The following is a 21,557-nucleotide window of genomic DNA, read 5'->3' on the forward strand; positions in this document are numbered from 1 at the left end:
TATTTACCATTATGCAAAACCTGCCTCCTTTAGCCGAACGTATGCGCCCACAAAATCTCGATGAATATGTTGGGCAAAAACATCTAGTAGGAGTTGGAGCGGTGTTACGCAAAGCGATCGAAAGCAGTCAGCTGCCATCCATGATTTTTTGGGGACCTCCGGGAGTAGGAAAAACTACTTTAGCCTATATCATTTCGCAGGCATTAGACCGACCCTTTTTTAATTTGAGTGCCATTAACAGTGGCGTGAAAGATATCCGAGAGGTAATCGATCGGGCTGCGCAGCTAAAAGATAGCTTTCTGGGTTTGCCCATTTTGTTTATTGATGAGATCCATCGGTTTAGCAAATCGCAACAGGATAGTTTGTTGGGCGCAGTTGAACGGGGTTTGGTTACTTTAATCGGTGCAACAACTGAAAATCCATCATTCGAGGTTATTTCCGCTTTGCTTTCCCGTTGTCAGGTTTACATTTTAAAATCACTCACAGAAGAGGAATTAGTCGGTTTGTTGCAAACAGCCATTAAAAAAGATGCTGTTCTTGCCGAGAAAAAAATCACGATAAAAGAGCATGAGGCCTTAATCCGGTTATCTGGTGGTGATGCACGAAAGCTCTTAAACGTACTAGAAATTGCCATCAATGGCATCGGTGGAAATAAAATCGTGCTCACTAATGAGAATGTGCTGGCCCATGCACAACAAAACCTCGCGCTGTATGATAAAGCAGGAGAACAGCATTACGATATCATTTCTGCATTTATTAAATCAATCCGTGGTAGCGACCCCAACGCTGCGGTTTACTGGTTAGCCAGGATGATTGAAGGTGGAGAAGATCCTTTATTTATTGCCCGCAGGTTATTAATCTTATCTTCAGAAGATATCGGCAATGCTAATCCGAATGCACTTTTGTTAGCCAATAATTGTTTTACGGCGGTTAATGTTATCGGATACCCGGAGGCAAGGATTATCTTATCACAATGTGTAACCTATCTGGCCAGTTCTCCAAAAAGCAATGCCTCTTATGAGGCCATTAACAAAGCGCAGGCTTTGGTTAAACAGACCGGGAATCTACCTGTACCTTTACATATCCGCAATGCACCGACCAAACTGATGAAAAATATCGGTTACGGGAAAGATTATCAGTATTCGCATGGATACGAAGGTAATTTTTCACCCCAGGAATATTTTCCGGAAGAATTAAGCGGCACAAAACTCTATGATCCGGGTAAAAATGCTGCGGAAGAGAAACTGCGCGAAAAGCTAAGGCAAAATTGGAAAGACAAATACAAATATTAGTGTAACATTTTTTCCCAAATGCATACTAATTAGGTATATTGACTAAAAATCAAATACCTAAACTAAATATGTTGAGTACTTTTTTAAGCCATCAAAGAAAATCTTTCTGGCGTTCGCGGAACAGAGGCAGTAGTATTGCTGGCCAGATTGTTTTGGGTTTCTTTATGTTATACTTTCTGGCTATTGCCGTTGGCGTAGGCTTTGGAATGTCTCATTTCCTGCCAAAAATTTTCCCAAACAAAGAGGTCATCTCCAGTTTTAACGGCATTATCCTTTATTATTTTGCATTCGATTTTATCATGCGCCTGCAGTTTCAGGAGCTGCCAACCTTAAGTATTATTCCTTATCTGCATTTGAGGATTTCGAGAAGCAAAATCATCAGTTTTTTAAATGTTAAGGCACTATTTTCCGCATTTAATCTTTGGCCGTTTTTTATTTTTCTGCCTTTCTGTTTCATTAAGATTTTGCCTGAATATGGAGCACTGGTTCTGCTGATGTATCTCGTTTCGATATTTTCGGTGATGGTTTTCAATAATTACCTGGTGTTATACATTAAGCGGAAATCAATCACCAATACACTTTACACCTTTTTCGGGCTGGTTGTAATTGCTGCTTTTGCTGCTTTAGAATATTATAAGGTAATTTCTATTATGGCCGCATCCGATTTTGTATTCAAAGCCATCATCACACATCCTTTATATGGCTTTGTGTTTACCCTGGCAGCTTTAGCTATATTTTACCTTAACTCTACTTTCTTACGTAAAAACTTATATGTAGAAGAGTTAAGTAGTAAACAAGAGAAAAAGGGCAGTACCGACTATGCTTTCCTTAACCGGTTTGGCAAGGTTGGCGAACTGGCTGCTTTAGAGTTAAAATTAATTCTCCGTCACAAACGCCCCCGCTCTGCGGTAATTCTGGGGTTCTTTTTCCTCTTTTATGGATTTATCTTCTATAAGGAAAAAGCAATCAATAGTGATGCTTTTGGCCAGATGATGTTTGGTGCTATTTTTATGACTGGCGTTTCTATCATTATTTATGGCCAGTTTATGTTTGCCTGGCAAAGTGCCCATTTTGATGGCATATTGGCCAACAAAATTAATTTTAAAGATTACATCAAGGCTAAGTTTTTGCTTTTTACTATAGGATGTACCATTATTACCCTATTGGCCAGTTTTTATGGTTTTTTAAGTCCTAAATTATTGCTCTTGCATTTAGCCGCTTATTTATACAATATTGGTTTTGGAACAGTAGTCGTGCTTTACCTAGCTACTTTAAACTATAAACGCCTGGATATTACCAAAGCCGCAAGCTTTAACTACCAGGGAACTGGTGCAACCCAATGGCTTTTAATGTTTCCTTATGCACTTACACCTATTTTAATGTATTTACCCTTTGGCATATTAAATAAACCCTATTGGGGATTGGCTGTAGTAGGCATATTCGGTTTGATTATGCTGTTGATGCGGGGCTTCTGGGTAAACTACATTGCAAAAAGACTTGAAAAACAACGATATAAAATTGCCGAAGGCTTTAGAGAATAATTATGATTTTAGAAGTTAAAAAATTACAAAAAGTTTATGGCGATAAAACCGTTGTAAACATCGAAGATCTACAGATTGCTGCCGGAGAAACCGTGGGTTTAGTAGGAAATAACGGTGCCGGTAAAACTACTTTCTTTAGGATGCTTTTAGATCTGATTCGCCCAACCACAGGCGAGGTTTTATCGAAAGGCCAAAATGTTATGCAGAATGATTCCTGGAAAGATTATACCGCATCATTTTTGGACGAAGGTTTCCTGATCGATTATTTGACGCCTGAAGAGTATTTTATTTTTATTGGCAGTTTACACAATTTAAGTGTCGCCGATGTTTCTGCATACCTTAACCAATATGGCGAGTTTTTTAATGGCGAAATTCTCAATAGTGGTAAATACATCCGCGATTTTAGCAAGGGAAACCAGGTTAAAGTGGGTATTGCTGCCGCTTTAATGCAAAAGCCAGAGATCTTAATTTTGGATGAACCTTTTGCCAACCTCGATCCAACCACCCAGATCCGCTTAAAGAATTTGTTAAAAGCACAGGCAGGCAACATGACAACTTTTATCTCCAGTCACGATTTAAACCATGTTACCGATGTTTGTAGCAGGATTGTTCTGGTAGAAAAAGGGAAAGTGATCAAAGATTTTAAAACGGACGAAAATACTTTAAAAGAATTGGAGAGTTATTTCTCTGCATAGTTTTTGTACTAAGAATGATACAATATGTCTGGGTTCAGATTTATCTGAGCCCTTTTTTTGTCTGCGAGATTGCTATTTGTAGCTTAATTGGTCAAAAAACATGGTTCCAATAGTTTTTGGCATTGTGTTTGAATATGTCGGGTAGAAATTATAAATCTATCATATCATGAGTATTTCAAAAATAAAAATAGCAACATTAAGTATAGGATTAGCAGTAGGTTCGATGGCATTCCAAAGTTGTGATAGTTTAACTAAAACACAAAAAGGAGCTGGTATTGGTGCTGCAGCGGGTGGTGTTATTGGTGCATTAATCGGTAAAAAAGCTGGTAATACAGCCGTTGGCGCTTTAATCGGTGGTGCTATTGGTGGTACAGCGGGTGCTTTTATCGGTCGTAGAATGGACAGACAGGCGGCTGAAATTCAAAAAGCCATACCTAATGCTGAAGTTATTCGTGAAGGAGAAGGTATTATTGTAAAATTTGATAGTGGTATTTTATTCGATTTCGATAAAACTGCTTTAAAAGATGCAGCTAAAACCAATATTCAGAGTTTAGCTTCGTCACTAAATCAATATCCTGATACAGATATCAAAATTATCGGCCATACCGATAGCCGTGGTACAGAACAATATAACATGGGGCTTTCAGAAAGAAGAGCAGCTGCTGTAAAAGCTTATGCCGTTTCTCAAGGTGTTCCATCATCAAGATTAGTTACCATGGGTAAAGGTTTTGCGGAACCGATTGCAGATAACACTACTGACGCAGGCCGTGCAGCTAATCGTCGTGTAGAAATTGTAATCGTGGCTAACGATGCATTAAAAGCATCAGCGCAAAAACAAGGATAATACCGCACATTCCCTCTACCTATGAGGTCATTATATATGCAGCCCTGGTGTACATTCACCGGGGTTTTTTGTGTTTAAGCGTTGGGTTGTGGTGTCTGATGTTTCCATCTGACACTGCTAGTTTATATTCTCATCTTTTTTTGAAAAGCAGGTTCCTGTTTGTATCGGTTCCGAAAGCCCCGCCATTCGCTTTACCGCTCTGCGTTCGGTGTCCGCTACTGTCGGGTTTAGTTAACTTAGGTTTGGTGCTGGCCAGGCAAACTTCGTAAGTTTTTCCAGCGCACCTGCAACCCCAAATAGCTGCACCAGCAGAATTTTTTAAACGGGATTGAAGCGGCATCCTCCCGATCCCGATTCTTCATCGGATTGGGAGATACAGCGAAAAGCCCGACTAAAGTTAAATAGATGTGAATGGCCTTGCTTTGCAAAAAAAATATATGATGCTTTCCCTGTTCGTCGCCCTGAATTAATTCTTCAGTTTACATCCACTGTTTTTTGTTTTTAAGCGTTGGGTTTTGTGGTGTCTGATGTTACCATCTGACACTGCTAGTTTTTATATTCTTTAGTTTTTTGAAAAGCAGGTTTCTGTTTGTATCGGTTCCGAAAGCCCCGTCATTCGCTTTACCGCTCTACGTTCGGTGTCCGCTGCTGTCGGGTTTAGTTAACTTAGGTTTGGTGCTGATAAGGCCAAACTGACGAAGTTTCGCTAGCCCAAGCCGGGGCCAACTTCGTGAGTTTTTCCAGCGCACCTGCAACCCCAAATAGTTGCACCAGCAGAATTTCTTAAACGGGATTGAAGCGGCATCCTCCCAATCCCGATTCTTTATCGGATTGGGAAATACAGCGAAAAGCCCGGCTAACATTAAAAAAAGCAGATGATCCTGCTTTCCAAAAGCTTTAAATAAATCTTCGAATAGATTCGTGTTAGATAGGAACATCCAACACCGTGAGGAAATTAGTCTGCAGAATAAATATCTTCGAAATAACTCACTACAAGCGATTTCATCAGCATTTCCTGCTCCAACATGGTATAAGGCGGAATGGCTTTGATTAATTTCCAGTGCGGCCAACCATCCTGATCCAAGCCCTCTAATTCATAAAAGCCCATTTCGCTCAATAAACGGCAGGTAGCAATGTGCATCAGTTCTTCTTTCTGGCGTTTACTGTATTTCTTTGGACCTTTGCCCAATTCCTGAACGCCGATGAGAAAAAGCATCACCTTTAAATCAGGAAAATCGGAATCAAATTCAGTTGAAATCCTTTCCTGTAAAACTTTCCATTTGGCATTAATCTCCGACGGCTTCATATCTGCAAAGATAGTGTAAAAACGTGTAAGCCTTAAGTAAAACGTTTAGGCTTTTTAACACTTAAGCTTGAATGGTAATGGTATTTTTGGTTACATTTATAACCTATGGATACGAATATCAATAAAACAATTCATGCAGGTTTATTAGCTTATGGCATGTCAGGTAAGGTTTTTCACGCGCCATTCCTAAATGCACATGATGGTTTCAATCTAAAGGCCGTAGTAGAGCGAAGCCATAAAAATGCAGTTAACGATTACCCCAATATTATTAGTTACAACAGCGTTGATGAACTTTTAAACGATGAAGAAATTGATTTAGTGGTGATTAATACCCCAAATAACCTTCATTACGAACATTCGAAAGCCGCATTAAATGCACATAAACATATTCTGGTTGAAAAACCTTTTACCGCTAATACTGCACAGGCTAAAGAACTTTTCGAACTGGCCGATAGCGTTGGCAAACAGATTTTCTTTTACCAGAACCGCCGTTGGGACAGCGATTTTACTTCGGTAAAAAAAGTGCTCGATAGTGGCAAGCTGGGTAAGCTGGTTGAAGTTCATTTGCGTTACGATCGTTACCGCAATGTAATCGGACCGAAGGCATTTAAAGAAAAGCCGGTAGAGGCCAGCGGATTGTTATACGATTTGGGCCCACACTTGTTAGATCAGGTGATCAGTCTATTTGGCAAGCCATTGAATTTTCATAAAATTTTGGGTAAAAACAGGGCAGGTACCTTGGTTGATGATTATTTCTCGATCCAATTGAGCTATCCCGACAATGTAAATGTTTTTGTAACCTCGAGTATGTTGGTGGTAAACCCACAGCCAGGCTTCATTTTACATGGCGTAAATGGTAGCTTTATTAAACAAAGAACAGATATTCAGGAAGAACAATTGCTGGCCGGCATGAAATTAACTGATCCGGGTTACGGCGTTGAACCTGCAAATAAAGATGGTTTATTAACCACTATTGATGCAGATGGGAACAAAACCGAGGAGACTATTCCATCTGAAGTAGGAAGTTATCTGCCCCTTTTCGAAGCTGTTTATCAGGCGATAATCAATAATCAGCCATATCCGGTTACCAGGGAAGATGTTCTGGTTCAATTAGAAATCATAGAAAGCTAACCTCCAATTCGTACAATCTATTAGATCGGTGTAATCACCTTAAATCTGCGTAATCACTCTAATCTTTGTAATCTTTATTATGAACTCGTTGCCATTTGCTTATTTAATCCCTATTTTTTTGATTGCCCTTTACCTTGTCCTTAAAAAAAAGAAGGTTGCTGTTGAGCCTTTGACGGATGTGGACAGAAAAATACTCGACGACTATGTCGGTTACTACCATAATCTCGACTCGACTGATAAACTTAGGTTTGAGCAAAAGGTAGCAGCATTTTTTAGTACGGTTAAAATTGAAGCGGTAGGTTTGGAAATGACAACTTTAGATGAATTGCTGATTGCTTCGAGTGCCGTGATTCCGATTTTTGGTTTTGATGACTGGCAATACAAAAACTTAACCAGCGTCTTATTATATCCTGATACTTTTAACAAGGATTTTCAATTTGATGGCGGGGAAAGGAATATTATGGGTATGGTGGGTACAGGTTATATGAACGGACAGATGATTTTATCGCGTTCGGCGCTGCGCCATGGTTTTTCTAAAAGTGCCGGCAAAGAAAATACAGCGATACACGAATTTGTCCATCTTTTGGATAAATCGGATGGGGCAACTGATGGCGTTCCTGAAAATTTATTGGCACATGAGTACACTTTACCATGGATTAAAATGATGCATGAAGAAATGGAAAAAATTGAGGATAACAAGTCTGATATTAATCCTTATGCCATCACCAATCAGGCTGAATTTTTTGCCGTGGTTTCTGAATATTTTTTTGAAAAGCCTGAACTGTTAAAAGATAAACATCCCGAATTGTATTTTCAGTTAAGTCGCATTTTTGCGCAACAGCCTGCCGGTTAAAATGAATTATCGAATGAGAGTATTGGCAACCATAATCTGTAGTCTGATTTCGATCAGCAGTTTTGCGCAGAAAACTTATGTATTAAGGCAAAATTATCCAACAGGTTATCGGTATGATTTCTCCATTAACTCTGATCAGATCATCAATCAGAAAATTGGCGGTCGGGATGTGCATTTAACCCAAAATATAGGCACGGATTATACTTTCGATATTACCGAAGGCCACAATGGAGAAAAAGATGTGAAAGTAACCTACAACAGGATTTTTATGAAATCGATTGCGATGGGCACTACAATGACCTATAATTCGGATGAGCAGGACAGCACCAAGAAAAATCCATTTAGTGGCTTAAAGGGCGCTTCTTTTTTTATGACGGTAACGCCAGACGGAGGGATAAAAACCGTTGCGGGCATTGATAAAATGCTTGATAATATGGCGTCAAAAATGACCACAGATACCAGCCAGGTAAAACAGATCAAAAATGCCTTAAGCAAACAGTTCAGCGAAGAAGTGGTGAAACAGACTATGGAATCATCGTTTAAGATATATCCGGAAAGAGCTGTTAAAATTGGCGATAAATGGACGGTTGATACAAAACTGCAAATGAGTATGCCTATAGAAACCATTACGGAATACACTTTGAAAGAAGTGAAAGATGGGATTGCTACCCTGAGCGTAAAAGGTGCATTAGTATCAAAAGGAAGTTTTGAGGTTATGGGCAATAAAATGGAAACCGATTTAAATGGGACCAACTCAGGGGAAACATCTATTGATATTAAAACTGGGATCGTGCTGAACAGTCACCTGCGTATAGAGTTGTATGGGAAAATGAAATCAATGGGCCAGGACATTGATTTTGATATGCAGGGTATTAATAAAATCGTGGGGAAAGAGGTGAATTAATTAGGTTTATAGTTGGATCGTCATCTCGACTGAAGAGCAACGAAACGGAGAGATCTATTTTTACTGCTTCATTTTCTTTTGACCACCTAAGCCAGCTTAGCACATCTAAGTGTTAGATTTACCTGGACTTTCATAGATATTAGACCTCGCAGGTTTAATTCGGAGTGTTTGATGTTTTTAGTGGCCTCATTCATGGCTTCGCCGTTCTGAAGCCTGCGAGGTCTTTTAAAATTACAAACTCCCCGTTAATGCCACCAGGAATTCTGTTGGAATTTCAATATGCGGAATATGGCCACAGGCATCAAACTCGATAATTTTAGCCCCTATAATTTTGGCAGCTGTCTGTTTGCCTAAAAGTTTGTACTGGCCGTGTAAAGCCTGTTGATCAGGTGTAAGTAAACCTTTGCCCACAATGGTTTTATCTTCTTTGCCGATAAATAAAACGGTAGGTACCTTTAAATTCTGAAACTCGTAAACTACAGGCTGTTCATAAATCATGGTGTAAGTTAGCGCGGCAACTTTAGCCCAGCGTGGATAATCAGCACTGTTGGTTACCCCTCCGGCAATATCAACCAGGTATTCGTATTCAGGTTTCCAATACGTAAAATAAGAGCCCTGATAATATTTTCTTACACTTTCTGCGGTAGTTTTTAGTTCGGTTTGGTATTGCTGTGCAGTGGTAACGTAAGGAACAAAAGTTTTATAATCTTCTAAACCTATCGGATTTTCAAGCAGTAGTTTTTGGGTTGTTTCGGGGTACATTAAAGCAAAGCGTGTGGCCAGCATACCACCCATACTATGGCCTAAAACCACCGTTTTTTGAATACCTAAGGTATCCAGGAGTTTTTTGTTCCAGGCCGCCATCTGGTGGAAACTGTAATGGATAAATGCTTTTGATGATTTTCCAAAACCAATCTGATCAGGAACAATAACCCGATAACCAATATTGGTTAATGCTTTAATCACGTTGCCCCAATAATAACCGCCAAAATTTTTTCCATGGAAAAGAATTGCTGTTTTGCCGTTTGCATTTGCAGTAGGTGCAACATCCATATACCCCATTTTAAGGTCTTGTCCTTCGGTGTTAATAGAAAAATATTTAACAGGATAAGGGTATTTAACGTTATCTAAGGTGATAGAAAGGGTATCTGTTTTTGCCTTTACGTGGCTAAGAACAAATAAGCTCAGGGAAAGTAAAAGGAAGTATCGCTTCATTGATGGCTAATAATGTAAAAAACTAATTGGCTCAAGTTAAACTTTTGCCAATTAGTTAGCTTAAAAATCATGCCCTTTTTACATAACCAGAAGAAAAGGTATGTGAAAATACATTATTGAATAAAAAATCCCGATACACGAATCTTATCTGGATTAAAATTATTACTTAAACAGCTGTTTAAGTAAAGGCGTTGGGATCTGTAAAGTTGTAGCATCGGAGAAATCGCCGACAAAGGATTTTACATTAACATTTTGCAATTGTACTCTAGAGGTATCTGTTGTTTTAATACTCAGATTATCAAAAGGGAATGGTGTTTTGTTGTTTTCATCCATATTTCCGATTTCAACTTCTGAATTATTTGCAATAACATACAGATCCTTAAAAGAATTTGTATAACCGCTGAATTTAGTTTTATTTAGGTTAAGGTAAAGTTTGCCAATCTTAGTTGGGTTAATTACACTTATGGTTTTTCCTTTTGCATCGTTGTTCGTAATATCCCCACTTAAAAATAGATCTTCAACATTATCTAAGTTTAAGGTTACAGCATCAGAATGTGCACTAAATTCCAAAATGTTTGAATTTGCAACTGAAACTTCGCTGATCTTCGGGCAGTAAATCACAATAACAATTTTTTCAATGCCATTATCCTCACTAAAATTTTTAATCGATAGTTGAAGTACACCTTTTGCATCTACCTCATACTTTAAATCATTTTTAAACTTTTCTTGAATCTTAAGTCCATACTGGTTATCTTCTTTTACAAAAAGTTGTACACTAAAACCCTTTGCATCTTTAATCTGAACTGCATTGAAAGGCGATTGCAATGAAATGCTAACCCTTTCTTTCGATTTTTGTTCAAAAGACTCATTGTTGATGTTTTGTGTTCCTAAATAGGTATCCTCAGGACCTTTTTCCGTATAATTTACCTTGATATTTATGCCTACCACTAAGATTGGGACAACAATTAATAGCACCGCGAGGCTGATTAATAATTTATTGCTTGTTTTCATATTTTTAAGCGTTAAAATTTTCTTTTATAAATGTTTCGTATTTGCTTTTCAGTTCATCAAATCCAATATTTAATAAATAAATGTTCCTGAATAATACCGGAAGTTCATCATCCATAAATAAAACTTTTCTGTAGCTTTTCACATGTTCAATGGCATCATCACTGACGAAAAAGCCGATTCCCCTTTTATTATTGATAATGCTTTTATTTTGTAGCAATTCGTAGGTACGCATTACTGTATTTGGGTTAACTTCAAGTTCAATCGCTAATTCCCTAACTGAGGGTACTTTTTCTTCGGCTTTCCATTTTCCGAGCAAAATATGTTCACAAACGTATTCTGCAATTTGAAGGTATATTGCCTTATTATCTCTAAATTCCATATCTATACCTTGTAATTAAACTTCTTTTTCTTTTAGACGGATGTAAGTAATCGTCCAGATAATTAGGGTGATAATGCTTGTTACCAATAAAACTATTAGCAAAATCCAGTCTCTATCTTCTTTTCTAAAATTATGATGATTGGCAACTTTACCTTCCATTAACCACATAGAAAGTTTAACCACGAGGTAAGATGCCAGGCCTGTAAAGACCATTACAGATAGCGCTGTTTTAATATAATGGAAACGATTAAAGTAGACCGATCCTAAAAGGAATACGCTGGTAATAAGAAAGGGAAATGCGAAAAAATAGCTGCAATATTTTCTATAACCTTCATCGTTAAATACCTGATAATTAATAGTTTCAACTGGTTTAACAATAGCGTTATTGGGTGACAGTCCTTTAAAAGCATCAAGGTGACCATTCAGGTATTTTACAAAAGCGAGATCTGTTAAATAAAAGATCAACAGGTAGCTAAACAAACTTATTATTGCAGTGTAAACTACCCCTGCCAGAAATTTTTCGAATACCGATGCGGGCGTCATCAGTTCTAAAATTGCTCTTGATTTTTGACCCAGCAATGCAAAATAGCTGCTGGCAACAACGCTTATAAAAATGAAACCCAGCATTAAAAATAAACCATATCTGAAACGCATATCAAGGTCGCCGTCGTAGTCAAAATTATTGCTCTTAAGAGGCGAGGGTATACTGTAACTGTAAAGCCCTACCACAATTCCCAACAATACCACAAGGCTGATCAGGTAAATTTTTCCAAAATCAAGCCATTGTCTTTTAAGCAATAAGCCAAATCGATTAATATTAAATGTGTTGTTCATCGCTTAACTGAATAGAGGTTTAAATTTGATTTTTTCTGCGAGTATGGCATTAAAAAGTAGCTCCATATCTAATTTGCTTTCTTCCTGGTGGTAGTTTGGCATTACAGCGTTATAACCAGAGAGGGATGGTTCAGCATAAATAATGCTGTCATCAATTTCTTTTACTTTTTTAAAGGTTAATTTTGCAGTAATTTCTTCTACTGTTGCTTTAAGGGCAATATCGTTCTCATCAAGCATAATCACTGTGTCGATCAGGTTATCCAAATCTCTAACCTGGTGCGTAGAAATGATAATACAGCGTTCATCTGTCATTGCTGAAGCCATAATTTTTCTGAACTGTGCTTTTGATGGAATGTCTAAACCATTAGTAGGTTCATCCATAATCACGAGTTTAGCCTGGGTGGCCAGACCGAAGGCGATAATTACTTTTTTCTTCTGTCCATAGCTCATATTGATGAGTTTCTGTTCAACCGGAATATCAAATTCTTTAATCAGATCAGTGAAATAGTTATGGTCGAAGCTTTTATAGAAAGGGGCGTTGGCTTTTATATACTCATCAATTTTTACCGATGGTAAATAAAATTCTTCCGGAATAAAACAGATCTGCTCTAAAAGTGCGGGCTGTCTTTTCGCAGGGTCATAACCCATTACCTCCAACGTACCGCTCTGTGCATACACCAAACCAGCGAGGTTTTTTAATAATGTTGATTTGCCTGCGCCGTTTTTACCGAGCAAACCGTAAATATGGCCGTTGCTTAACCGCATGCTCATATTTTTAAATAATGGCTTATGCTTACTGTAGCCAAAATTAAGATTGTTAATGTTGATCATATCTACTGTATTAGTTAAATAATACACTAAAGTATGATGTTGTTTTGTTATCTCCAAATTTTTGGTGAAAAAAGTTTAGCGAGCGTCAGGCGAATAGCGTGAGGCGTTTTCAGTCATACGCCTAACGCTCCACACTCTCCGCTCTTCGCCCTCTGCTTTCCGCCATTGAAAGGTAAAATATCAGTCTAATAATTGTTGCATTAAAACATCCTTAATGTGGAGATTGTATGTTTGTAGTACATCGATATTTATGGATAAAAAATGGGCATATTTACTTAGCCGCTTAGCAATTGGTTTAAGTTTTTTCGGACATGGTTTGGTGCGTTTACCAAAACTTGCTGGTTTTAGTAAATGGATGGTGGGGCAATTTTCGAAATCGTATTTGCCTGATGCATTGGTTATTTCTTTCAGTTATGTTTTGCCTTTTGCCGAATTTATTGCAGGCTTAATGATTATCTTAGGTTTATTTACCAGGCAAGGGTTATTATTTGCCGGAGTGATTTCGTTAGCGCTAATTTTCGGAACAACGTTAATTGAGAACTGGGAGGCACTGCCTTCTCAACTTATCCATGTGGCATTTTTATCGGTACTACTCGCTTACCTGCCGCATAACAGTTATGCGGTTGATCAAATCATTAAAAAATAATTATGGAATACAGAAAAATTGGAAACTCAGATTTAGAACTTTCGGTAATCACATTTGGCGCCTGGGCTGCTGGCGGCTGGATGTGGGGAAGCACAGATAGAAACGATGCCATTAATGCAATTAAAGCCGGTTATGATTTAGGGGTTACTTCAATTGATACGGCACCAATTTATGGTCAGGGAGATAGTGAAGAAATTGTAGGCGATGCAATAAAAGGCATTTCACGCGATAAATTACAATTAGTAACCAAATTCGGGATGCGTTGGGATCTGGCCAAAGGTGATTTCGGCTTTAAGAGTAAAAACAATGATGGAAAGGAGATCGACATTTATAAATATGCCGGAAAAGAAAGTGTAATTTACGAATGCGAGCAATCTTTGAAACGGCTGGGTACCGATTATATAGATCTTTACCAGATCCACTGGCCTGATGTAACCACACCGATCAGCGAAACTTTCGAAGCCGTGAGCAGGTTAATTGAACAGGGTAAAGTGCGTTATGCAGGCGTATGCAACTATGATGCAGCGCAATTAAAAGAAGCAGATCAGACTTTAGAAATTATTTCTAACCAGATCCCATTTAGTATGGTAAACCGTGGTGTTGAAGAGGAAACTGTTCCATATTGTATCGAAAACAATAAATCGGTTCTGGCTTATAGTCCGATGGAACGTGGTTTATTGACCGGAAAAATGACTGCTGATTATAAGTTTGAAGAAGGCGATCATCGTCAGGGTAATAAATTTTTCTCACCGGAAAGTATCGAAAAAACAAATGCGTTTTTGGCTAAAATAAAACCGTTGGCCGATGAGAAAAATGCTACCTTATCTCAGTTGGTGTTACGCTGGACGGTTGAACGCCCGGGCATAACCATAGCTTTGGTTGGCGCAAGGAATGAAAAACAAGCGGTACAAAATGCAGGAGCGATAAACGTAAAATTAAACGCTGAAGAAATTCAGTTCATTAATACCGAATTAGAGAACGCCGGTTTTTAATTGTAATATAACCACAGAGTACACGGAGTTTTTCACAGAGAAAAGCATTCGGTGTGCTCTGTGTATTTCTCCGTGCCCTCAGTGTTAAAATATTAAAAAGATATGTCCAAATTATTTTCTCCTTTAACCATAAAGGATGTAACCCTAAAAAATAGAATTGTGATCTCGCCGATGTGCCAATATTCGGCTATTGATGGCTTTGCCAACGATTGGCACCTGGTGCATTTAGGAAGCCGTGCTGTTGGTGGTGCAGGTTTAATTATCCAGGAAGCTTCTGCGGTAACAGCTGATGGAAGAATCACTTATGCCGATCTGGGCATCTGGAAAGATGAACATGTAGAAAAACTGAAACAGATCGTTTCTTTTATTCATCAGAATGGTGCTATAGCTGGGATTCAGTTGGCACATGCAGGCAGAAAAGCCAGTTGTGAGGTGCCGTGGAATGGTGGCGAACAGATTGCTGCGGGCGAAAACAGCTGGAAACCGGTTGGTCCATCGCCAATTCCTTTTAAACAAGGGCAGGTTGAACCACACGAATTAACGATATCGGAAATTCAGGATATTGTTTTTGCGTTTAGGGCAGCAGCTAAACGTTCATTGGATGCAGGCTATAAAGTAGTAGAAATACATGCTGCACATGGTTATCTACTGCATCAGTTTTTTAGTCCGCTGAGCAATAAACGTACAGATGTTTACGGTGGAAGTTTCGAAAACCGGATCCGTTTAGTCATTGATGTGGTTGAAGCTGTGCAATCGGTATGGCCCGAAAACCTGCCTTTATTTGTCCGCATTTCGGCAACCGACTGGACAGAAGGCGGATGGAACGAAAATGACTCATTGCAATTGGCTGCGGTATTAAAAGATCGGGGTGTAGATTTAATTGATACTTCTTCGGGTGGAAATGTACCTGATGCCTTTATCCCAGCCGGACCAAATTACCAGGTTCCTTTTGCTGATAAAATCAGAAATGAGATCGGCATTTATACCGGTGCTGTAGGCGTAATTGTTGAGGCGCACCAGGCAGAAGAAATTCTGGAACAGGAAAAAGCCGATTTAATTTTTATTGCCCGCGAATCGTTGCGTGATGCTTATTTTCCAACACATGCAGCCCAGGTATTAGGCGACAATACTGAATGGCCAAATCAGTATGTGAGGGCAAAAAGGGAAACGTTTAAAAAGTAGTTGAGGTGGCAGCGACTCTCCTTCAGGTTACCGTCATTTCGAGCGGAGTGCAACGCAGTCGAGAAATCTGTCTAGATAGATCTCTCCATTTCGCTACGCTTCATCCGATAGATATCGGATCGAGATGACGACGATTTATCGTAGAACATACTTAAACCAAAAAGCGGAGCTGATCGTGAGATCACTCCGCTTTTTGGTTATAAAGAAATTAATGATTTTATTTAACCACCTGGAAAGGAATATACAATCCGAAAGTGATGTTTCTACCAGGGTTGTAAACGCCTAAATTCAGGTTTTCCTGGTCAAAGCGACCTGGTTTAAACCTGCTTAAAGCATCATAATATTTCTGGTTTAACAGGTTGTTTGCCGAAACCGATAATTTAACCGGTTGTTTGCCTAAATTAAATGTAGCGCCGATACCTGCATTTAATAAGGTATAACCGCTGGTAGGCGTTTCAAAAACATCATCCACACGGGTTTGTTTAAATGCAGAGTTGATACCTACAGAAAGGTATGCATCATTTGTGCCTTTAAGTTTAGGTTCGAAACGCAGCTCATTTCTCAATGTTCCGGCGGGAATAAATGAAAGCGGTCTGTTTAAAGTATTGTTCTGTGCATGAACATATCCAAATGTGTTTTCGAAATGGATAAACGGAACCGGGTGGATGGTTAAGCTGGCCTCAGCACCATAAAGGTTGGCATTTACCTGTCCATAGCGGTAAACATCATAAAGTGTACCTTCAGCTACTCTTTGTTCCCCATTGGTAGATGCGTAAATATAATTGTGAATATAGTTGTTGTAGATACTTGCACTTGCACTCACAATTTTTCCTTCATATTCTAAAGCGGCATCCACCTGATAACTGCGTTCTGGCATTAAATTGGAGTTGCCTATTTCATAGCGGAAAGTTCCTTCATGTACACCATTTGATGCTAATTCAGCTGGATTTGGTGCACGGAAAGCAGAACCCGCATTCGCTTTAAAGTTCCATTCTTCGTTAAATTGATGCGTAAAGCCTAGTGCACCACTCACATTAGAAAATTTATTCCGAAAAGGTGCAAATTGCTCTTCATTATCTACGAATAATTGTTTCCCATTATTCTTTCTATAATCGTAACGGGCACCAATACTAAAGGTATTGTTCTCCCAATTTTTCTTGGCATAAGCAAAAACACCAATACCATAAGTATTATAATTTGGTATCAAAAATTCATCATTTGCTTTGTTTTCACTGTGACCTGCATCAGCGCTTACACCAAATACAGGTTGCCATCCGTTCGTTTCGTGGATATAGTATTTTAAATCGGCATTGTAGGTTTTAAGATCGAAGAATAATGATGGATCTGGACCATCTTCCAACTCGCGGCGCTGGTTCTGTTGATAACCAAAATCAGCTTTTAAATTGCCATTACCGATAATGAAATTGTTGTTCAAGGCAATTTTAAAGTGCCTGATATCCTGACGCGGATATTCTAAAGTACGACTCTTATTATCTTTGTTTGTGAAGGAACTACTGTCCTCTCTCACGAAATTTCCATTCGCATCTAAAGTAGGATCGTAAAAACCGATATTATTATGAAAGTTGGAAACATTTAAGTGAGTATAACCCCAGCTTTTGTTCAAGCCCACCATACCGCTTAAATCGGTTTCGTTAAAGCCGGAATTTGGGAAGTAACCTTTAGGCGTTTTAAAAGAATAGGCATTTTTATAGGTTCCACGGGCTCTCCAAACAAAGCCGTTTTCGTTACCATTTAACATTAATGAGTTAGCGGTAAGTCCGTTGTTAGTAGAGTAATTGCTAATAAATTCACCTTTTACCTGTCCTTCTGGTGCTGAACTAGGCTCTAATAAGTTAATTACACCCCCAAGTGCATCCGAACCGTACATTAATGATGCTGCACCACGTAAAACTTCGATACGGTCTGATTTAAACTGATCGATTTCGATACCATGTTCATCGCCCCATTGCTGGCCCTGTTGTTTAATTCCGTCATCTAAAGTTACAATTCTGTTGTAGCCTAAACCTCTGATAACAGGTTTGGAAATAGAAGGTCCGGTAGTGATCTGTGATACTCCAGGGATTTTGGTTAATGCATCAATTAAATTGGTGGAAGGCTGCAAAAGCTGATCTTTGCCCACTATTGCCGATGAAGCACTATTTCGTTTGCTCGTGCTACTGATTAAACTTCCTGTGATTACGATCTCTTTTGTTTCTATTGCAGTAGGCTGTAAAGAAAATTCTAATCCGTCTGCGCTGGCAAAATTTACCACTTGTGTAGCGGTTTTGTAGCCTACGTAATGTACTTCAACCAGGTAACTTCCTCTCGAAGGAAGGTTATTCAATGTAAATTCTCCATCATTGTTGGTTACGGCCGAAACCTTCAAATCCGGAATAAAAATGGTAGCACCTGGTAATGTTTGTTTTGTACTGGCATCAATAACCTTACCTTTTATATCTTTTAGCAAGGCAGCGAAAGCGGTATTGCTTAATAATGTATATAGAATTACCAAGCCAATAAGCTGTAATTTTTTCATGTGTTGTGTTTAAATAAAAATGATCGGAAAGCCCAATAAATAGCCTTTTTGAAGCTAGTTTAGGTTTCATCTAAAAAAATGGTTTAGCGCGTTTGCGCTCGAAATGAAAAAATTAAGCTAATGGGGGACCGCGTAAGCAAGTGCGCTTTATTTCGGTAAAAGCATTCTTTAACGTAGGTTCGGTACGGTTAAAGATTTTAGCTGATAAGAAGATTTTGTAAATGTGGTGCGTTTGCACATAGTTTTTTTCAAAACTCGCATTACAGATTAAACAGGTATCGCCATGGGCCTGTACGTGACTAACATGTTTACAGTTAACCTCTTTCTCCACAACCGGAAGAGGATTATGGTGGTGAAGTACACTCCAGGGAGTTAAAGCAATAGCAAATACAATCAGCATAAATACCGATAAATATTTTTGAATGTTTTGTCTATGCTTTTTCAACAGGCCAAAAGTAGTAATTCTTAATCAATTATATATATTTACAAAGTAACATTGTATTTATAGTGGTATGACCCTTTATTTAATCGATAGTTTAACGTAAGCGGTACAATAAATTATTCAAATATCAATTGCAAACCTATTTTGTTATGATTTGCGATACAGAAAACAAATAATTAATGAAGTTCATCAGGAAAAATATATTCAATGCTTTATTTGTCATTTTCCTATTGGTAATTGTTTTTGTACCCGATGCAAAAGCATTTTTTATTAAAGGATTGATGGAGATTGGTTTTTATAAGCCTACTGTTGAAACGCCGAAAGAAAATGTTGCAGGTCTCAACGGGATCCGGTTTAAAGATGTTGAAGGAAATCTGATTGATCTGGGTGATTTAAAAGGGAAGATTATTTTTCTCAATTTTTGGGCAACCTGGTGTCCGCCATGTAGGGCCGAAATGCCTTCAATTAACAAACTTTATACACAATTTAAAGAGGATAAAGATATAGTTTTTATTTTTGCAGATGCTGATGGTGATTTTGCTAAATCGGGCAAGTTTATGTCCGACCGTAAATATGCAATGCCAATCTATAAAGTAGATAGTGATATTCCAGAAAAAGTATTTGCGGGTGCCTTGCCCACAACTGTCATTTTTGATAAACAGGGCAGGCTATCTTTCAGGCATGAAGGCGTGGCAAATTATGCCGATCAAAAGATTATTGATTTCATTAATAAATTAAAAAGTAGCCGTTAGTTTCTATCAGTCTTATCAACTTTAAAATTTTAATCAATAAAATTTGATGCTGAAAATGATTTCTGTATTTGAGTGAATGTTGAACAATAGCTATGTGATTTTTGAGTAAGGTTAACCAATCATTTTGTTATTTTTGCTGCCATGATTTCATTTTTCGAGGCTTCGCTTAAGCAACTTTCCATCCACCATACCGGTAATAAACTGGTTGAAGAGTATTATAAATTATCTGATGCACCTTTAAAAATTGAAGATGAACTATTAGGAAACCTGCTGATGCAGTATTTCTTAAAGCCTTTCGAAAAAGTTAATGAAGTTTATCGTTTTTATCATCCCAATGATAATTTAGCGCTGAACGAAGTATTCCACTTTGCACATGAGATTTTTGAAAACAATACGCTTTTTCATGAAGACTCGCAGCAACTGGCCAAATATTTATATGATGTAGCCAACCACCCAAAAATTAAATCGGGTGAATTGTATGTCGCTTATTTCGAAAAAGTGCAGATAGAAGGCGAACAACTGGATGTTTTGGGGATTTTCAAATCTGAAACCAAAGATACTTACTTAAAGGTTTACCCCGAGCTCGACGGCTTTAATATGAGCTACGAGCAGGAGGCCATCAGTATTAATAAATTGGATAAGGGCTGCCTGATCTTTAATGTAGACAAAGAAGAAGGCTATAAAGTCGTGGTTTTAGATCAATCGAAAAGCAGCAACGATGCTGCCGTTTATTGGAAGGATGAGTTTTTGAAGCTGAAAATCAGGAACGATAGTTATAACCAAACCAATAACGTTTTAGGCGTTTACAAAAACTTTGTCACCCAGAAATTGGATGATGATTATGAAATCAGTAAAGCGGATAAAATCGATCTTTTAAACCGTTCAATGAAATACTTCAAAGAAAAAGAAACCTTTGATATTGAAGAATTCGGGAATGAGGTAATCGGTAATGCCGAAGGGATCGAATCGTTCAAGAATTATAAGAAAAACTACGAAGAAGAGTTCGAAAGTCCGATAGCGGATCATTTTGAAATCGCCGAATCTGCCGTTAAAAAACAAGCCCGGGCTTATAAAAGCGTGTTAAAACTGGATAAGAACTTTCACATCTATATCCACGGCAACAAAGACATGATCGAGAAAGGGTACGACGATGATAAATCAATGAACTTTTATAAAGTGTATTTTAGGGAAGAAGAGTAGGTTAGTTCTAAGTCTGATTCCTCGGTCTGTGTCCCCACAGACCGAAACAAATTCTTCATTTAACAGATTTAAATTATTGGTAGTTATTGGTTATTGGTCTGTGAGGACACAGACCAAGGGGACTTGGCGGTGTCGATTTTGGACTGATTTCAAAAAACCGATTCCTCGGTCTGTGTCCGCACAGAACGAAACAAGACTTCATTTAACGGATTTCAATTCTTAGTAGTTATAGTTTTCTATTAGGACACAAACTAGGGTCAGTATGTATTCTCATTGAAAGAAATTGAAGTTAATTTTCTATTTTTAGTAATGGAAAACGACATTTTCAGACAAGATCGTAATTCAAAGATGCTTTTGAAAGAAGTTTATTTTTGGACGGATACGGTTAAAGATTGGAAGAAGGTATTTTCTATCGACAAGTATAAAATAGTAGTAATTGATGCTTTAAGGGAATTAGTCAATAGAAAAAAGATTATTGTTTATGCTTTTGTAATTATGCCAAATCACCTGCATTTGGTATGGCAGATGGTCGAGGCGAATGGAAAAGAAATGCCGCATGCAAGCTTTAATAAATTTACTTCCCATCAGATTTTTCAGGATTTGAAGGTTCATTATCCAGATATATTACCATATTTTAAAGTATCAGATTCAGAAAGAAATTTTCGTCTGTGGCAAAGAGATCCATTAGCTATTCTTATGGATACACAGAATAAACTTGAACAGAAAATAGATTACATCAATCTTAATCCCTTACAGGAAAGATGGCAGTTATGCGAAAGGCCTGAAGATTACGAATGGTCATCTGCCAGGTTTTATGAAACAGGAATTGATAATTATGGATTTTTAACCGATTATAGAAATCTCTTGTAGGTTTTCGGTTTGTGGGGATACAGACCGAGGATAGTGCTTCAGTTTGATTCTTTTAGCAATTCAGAATATTAGCAATTGTTGTTTTTTGAAATAAGGTCTCT

Annotated in this window: 21 protein-coding genes; 13 read left to right on the forward strand and 8 right to left on the reverse strand. The window is 38.1% G+C overall.

Features of this window, described 5'->3' with window-relative positions; all coding sequences use genetic code 11:
* Positions 1–11 precede the first annotated feature (11 nt).
* The 4 genes from KYH19_RS19090 (at position 12) to KYH19_RS19105 (ending at position 4,372) form a co-directional block, all read left to right on the forward strand.
* The gene (locus KYH19_RS19090) at positions 12–1,292 is read left to right on the forward strand and encodes a replication-associated recombination protein A (RefSeq protein WP_219076251.1); all 1,281 of its coding nucleotides are present in this window, start codon (positions 12–14) and stop codon (positions 1,290–1,292) included.
* Between the two features lie 68 nt (positions 1,293–1,360).
* Positions 1,361–2,833 (forward strand): DUF5687 family protein, encoded by a 1,473-nt coding sequence (locus tag KYH19_RS19095; RefSeq protein WP_219076252.1) that lies wholly within the window; start codon positions 1,361–1,363, stop codon positions 2,831–2,833.
* 2 nt (positions 2,834–2,835) lie between these two features.
* The gene (locus KYH19_RS19100; protein ID WP_219076253.1) at positions 2,836–3,528 is read left to right on the forward strand and encodes an ABC transporter ATP-binding protein; all 693 of its coding nucleotides are present in this window, start codon (positions 2,836–2,838) and stop codon (positions 3,526–3,528) included.
* A 166-nt stretch (positions 3,529–3,694) separates the two neighbouring features.
* Complete coding sequence (locus tag KYH19_RS19105) at positions 3,695–4,372, forward strand: OmpA family protein (RefSeq protein WP_219076254.1); 678 nt, start codon at positions 3,695–3,697, stop codon at positions 4,370–4,372.
* A 955-nt stretch (positions 4,373–5,327) separates the two neighbouring features.
* Here the strand turns inward: KYH19_RS19105 and KYH19_RS19110 are convergent.
* Positions 5,328–5,678: a hypothetical protein gene (locus KYH19_RS19110; protein ID WP_025143454.1), complete on the reverse strand. Its 351-nt coding sequence runs from the start codon at positions 5,676–5,678 to the stop codon at positions 5,328–5,330.
* A 105-nt stretch (positions 5,679–5,783) separates the two neighbouring features.
* Here KYH19_RS19110 and KYH19_RS19115 point away from each other — a divergent pair, with 105 nt between their 5' ends.
* The 3 genes from KYH19_RS19115 (at position 5,784) to KYH19_RS19125 (ending at position 8,566) form a co-directional block, all read left to right on the forward strand.
* The gene (locus tag KYH19_RS19115; RefSeq protein WP_219076255.1) at positions 5,784–6,809 is read left to right on the forward strand and encodes a Gfo/Idh/MocA family oxidoreductase; all 1,026 of its coding nucleotides are present in this window, start codon (positions 5,784–5,786) and stop codon (positions 6,807–6,809) included.
* A 79-nt stretch (positions 6,810–6,888) separates the two neighbouring features.
* The gene (locus tag KYH19_RS19120; RefSeq protein WP_219076256.1) at positions 6,889–7,662 is read left to right on the forward strand and encodes a zinc-dependent peptidase; all 774 of its coding nucleotides are present in this window, start codon (positions 6,889–6,891) and stop codon (positions 7,660–7,662) included.
* A 13-nt stretch (positions 7,663–7,675) separates the two neighbouring features.
* Positions 7,676–8,566 (forward strand): DUF6263 family protein, encoded by an 891-nt coding sequence (locus KYH19_RS19125; protein ID WP_219076257.1) that lies wholly within the window; start codon positions 7,676–7,678, stop codon positions 8,564–8,566.
* A 231-nt stretch (positions 8,567–8,797) separates the two neighbouring features.
* Here the strand turns inward: KYH19_RS19125 and KYH19_RS19130 are convergent, their stop codons facing one another.
* From KYH19_RS19130 to KYH19_RS19150, 5 genes are all read right to left on the reverse strand, one after another.
* Positions 8,798–9,781, reverse strand: coding sequence for an alpha/beta fold hydrolase (locus tag KYH19_RS19130; RefSeq protein ID WP_219076258.1), 984 nt, complete (start codon positions 9,779–9,781; stop codon positions 8,798–8,800).
* A gap of 162 nt (positions 9,782–9,943) precedes the next feature.
* A complete protein-coding gene (locus KYH19_RS19135; protein ID WP_219076259.1) occupies positions 9,944–10,792 on the reverse strand; it encodes a hypothetical protein in 849 nt (282 codons plus the stop codon).
* A 4-nt stretch (positions 10,793–10,796) separates the two neighbouring features.
* Positions 10,797–11,171, reverse strand: a complete 375-nt coding sequence (locus KYH19_RS19140) for a GntR family transcriptional regulator (protein ID WP_219076260.1) — start codon at positions 11,169–11,171, stop codon at positions 10,797–10,799.
* A gap of 15 nt (positions 11,172–11,186) precedes the next feature.
* Positions 11,187–12,005, reverse strand: coding sequence for a hypothetical protein (locus KYH19_RS19145; RefSeq protein WP_219076261.1), 819 nt, complete (start codon positions 12,003–12,005; stop codon positions 11,187–11,189).
* Positions 12,006–12,008: 3 nt separating this feature from the next.
* A complete protein-coding gene (locus tag KYH19_RS19150; RefSeq protein WP_219076262.1) occupies positions 12,009–12,836 on the reverse strand; it encodes an ATP-binding cassette domain-containing protein in 828 nt (275 codons plus the stop codon).
* A gap of 214 nt (positions 12,837–13,050) precedes the next feature.
* Between KYH19_RS19150 and KYH19_RS19155 the strand changes: the two genes are divergently transcribed.
* The 3 genes from KYH19_RS19155 (at position 13,051) to KYH19_RS19165 (ending at position 15,656) form a co-directional block, all read left to right on the forward strand.
* The gene (locus KYH19_RS19155) at positions 13,051–13,482 is read left to right on the forward strand and encodes a DoxX family protein (protein WP_255562476.1); all 432 of its coding nucleotides are present in this window, start codon (positions 13,051–13,053) and stop codon (positions 13,480–13,482) included.
* 2 nt (positions 13,483–13,484) lie between these two features.
* Complete coding sequence (locus KYH19_RS19160; protein ID WP_219076263.1) at positions 13,485–14,474, forward strand: aldo/keto reductase; 990 nt, start codon at positions 13,485–13,487, stop codon at positions 14,472–14,474.
* 102 nt (positions 14,475–14,576) lie between these two features.
* Positions 14,577–15,656, forward strand: coding sequence for an NADH:flavin oxidoreductase/NADH oxidase (locus KYH19_RS19165; protein ID WP_219076264.1), 1,080 nt, complete (start codon positions 14,577–14,579; stop codon positions 15,654–15,656).
* A 217-nt stretch (positions 15,657–15,873) separates the two neighbouring features.
* Here the strand turns inward: KYH19_RS19165 and KYH19_RS19170 are convergent, their stop codons facing one another.
* Both KYH19_RS19170 and KYH19_RS19175 read right to left on the reverse strand, forming a co-directional pair.
* Positions 15,874–18,192: a TonB-dependent receptor gene (locus tag KYH19_RS19170; protein WP_219076265.1), complete on the reverse strand. Its 2,319-nt coding sequence runs from the start codon at positions 18,190–18,192 to the stop codon at positions 15,874–15,876.
* Between the two features lie 112 nt (positions 18,193–18,304).
* Positions 18,305–18,592 (reverse strand): hypothetical protein, encoded by a 288-nt coding sequence (locus tag KYH19_RS19175; protein WP_219076266.1) that lies wholly within the window; start codon positions 18,590–18,592, stop codon positions 18,305–18,307.
* A 221-nt stretch (positions 18,593–18,813) separates the two neighbouring features.
* On the opposite strand from KYH19_RS19175, the gene KYH19_RS19180 reads away from it, so the two are divergent.
* The 3 genes from KYH19_RS19180 (at position 18,814) to KYH19_RS19190 (ending at position 21,456) form a co-directional block, all read left to right on the forward strand.
* The gene (locus KYH19_RS19180) at positions 18,814–19,386 is read left to right on the forward strand and encodes a TlpA disulfide reductase family protein (RefSeq protein WP_219076267.1); all 573 of its coding nucleotides are present in this window, start codon (positions 18,814–18,816) and stop codon (positions 19,384–19,386) included.
* Positions 19,387–19,527: 141 nt separating this feature from the next.
* Complete coding sequence (locus tag KYH19_RS19185; RefSeq protein ID WP_219076268.1) at positions 19,528–20,586, forward strand: nucleoid-associated protein; 1,059 nt, start codon at positions 19,528–19,530, stop codon at positions 20,584–20,586.
* A 309-nt stretch (positions 20,587–20,895) separates the two neighbouring features.
* Entirely contained in the window at positions 20,896–21,456 is a 561-nt protein-coding gene (locus tag KYH19_RS19190) for a transposase (protein WP_219076269.1), read from the forward strand.
* Positions 21,457–21,557 lie beyond the last annotated feature (101 nt).

Origin of the sequence: Pedobacter sp. D749 (assembly GCF_019317285.1) — a bacterium.
In the GTDB taxonomy this organism is placed as follows: Bacteria; Bacteroidota; Bacteroidia; order Sphingobacteriales; family Sphingobacteriaceae; genus Pedobacter.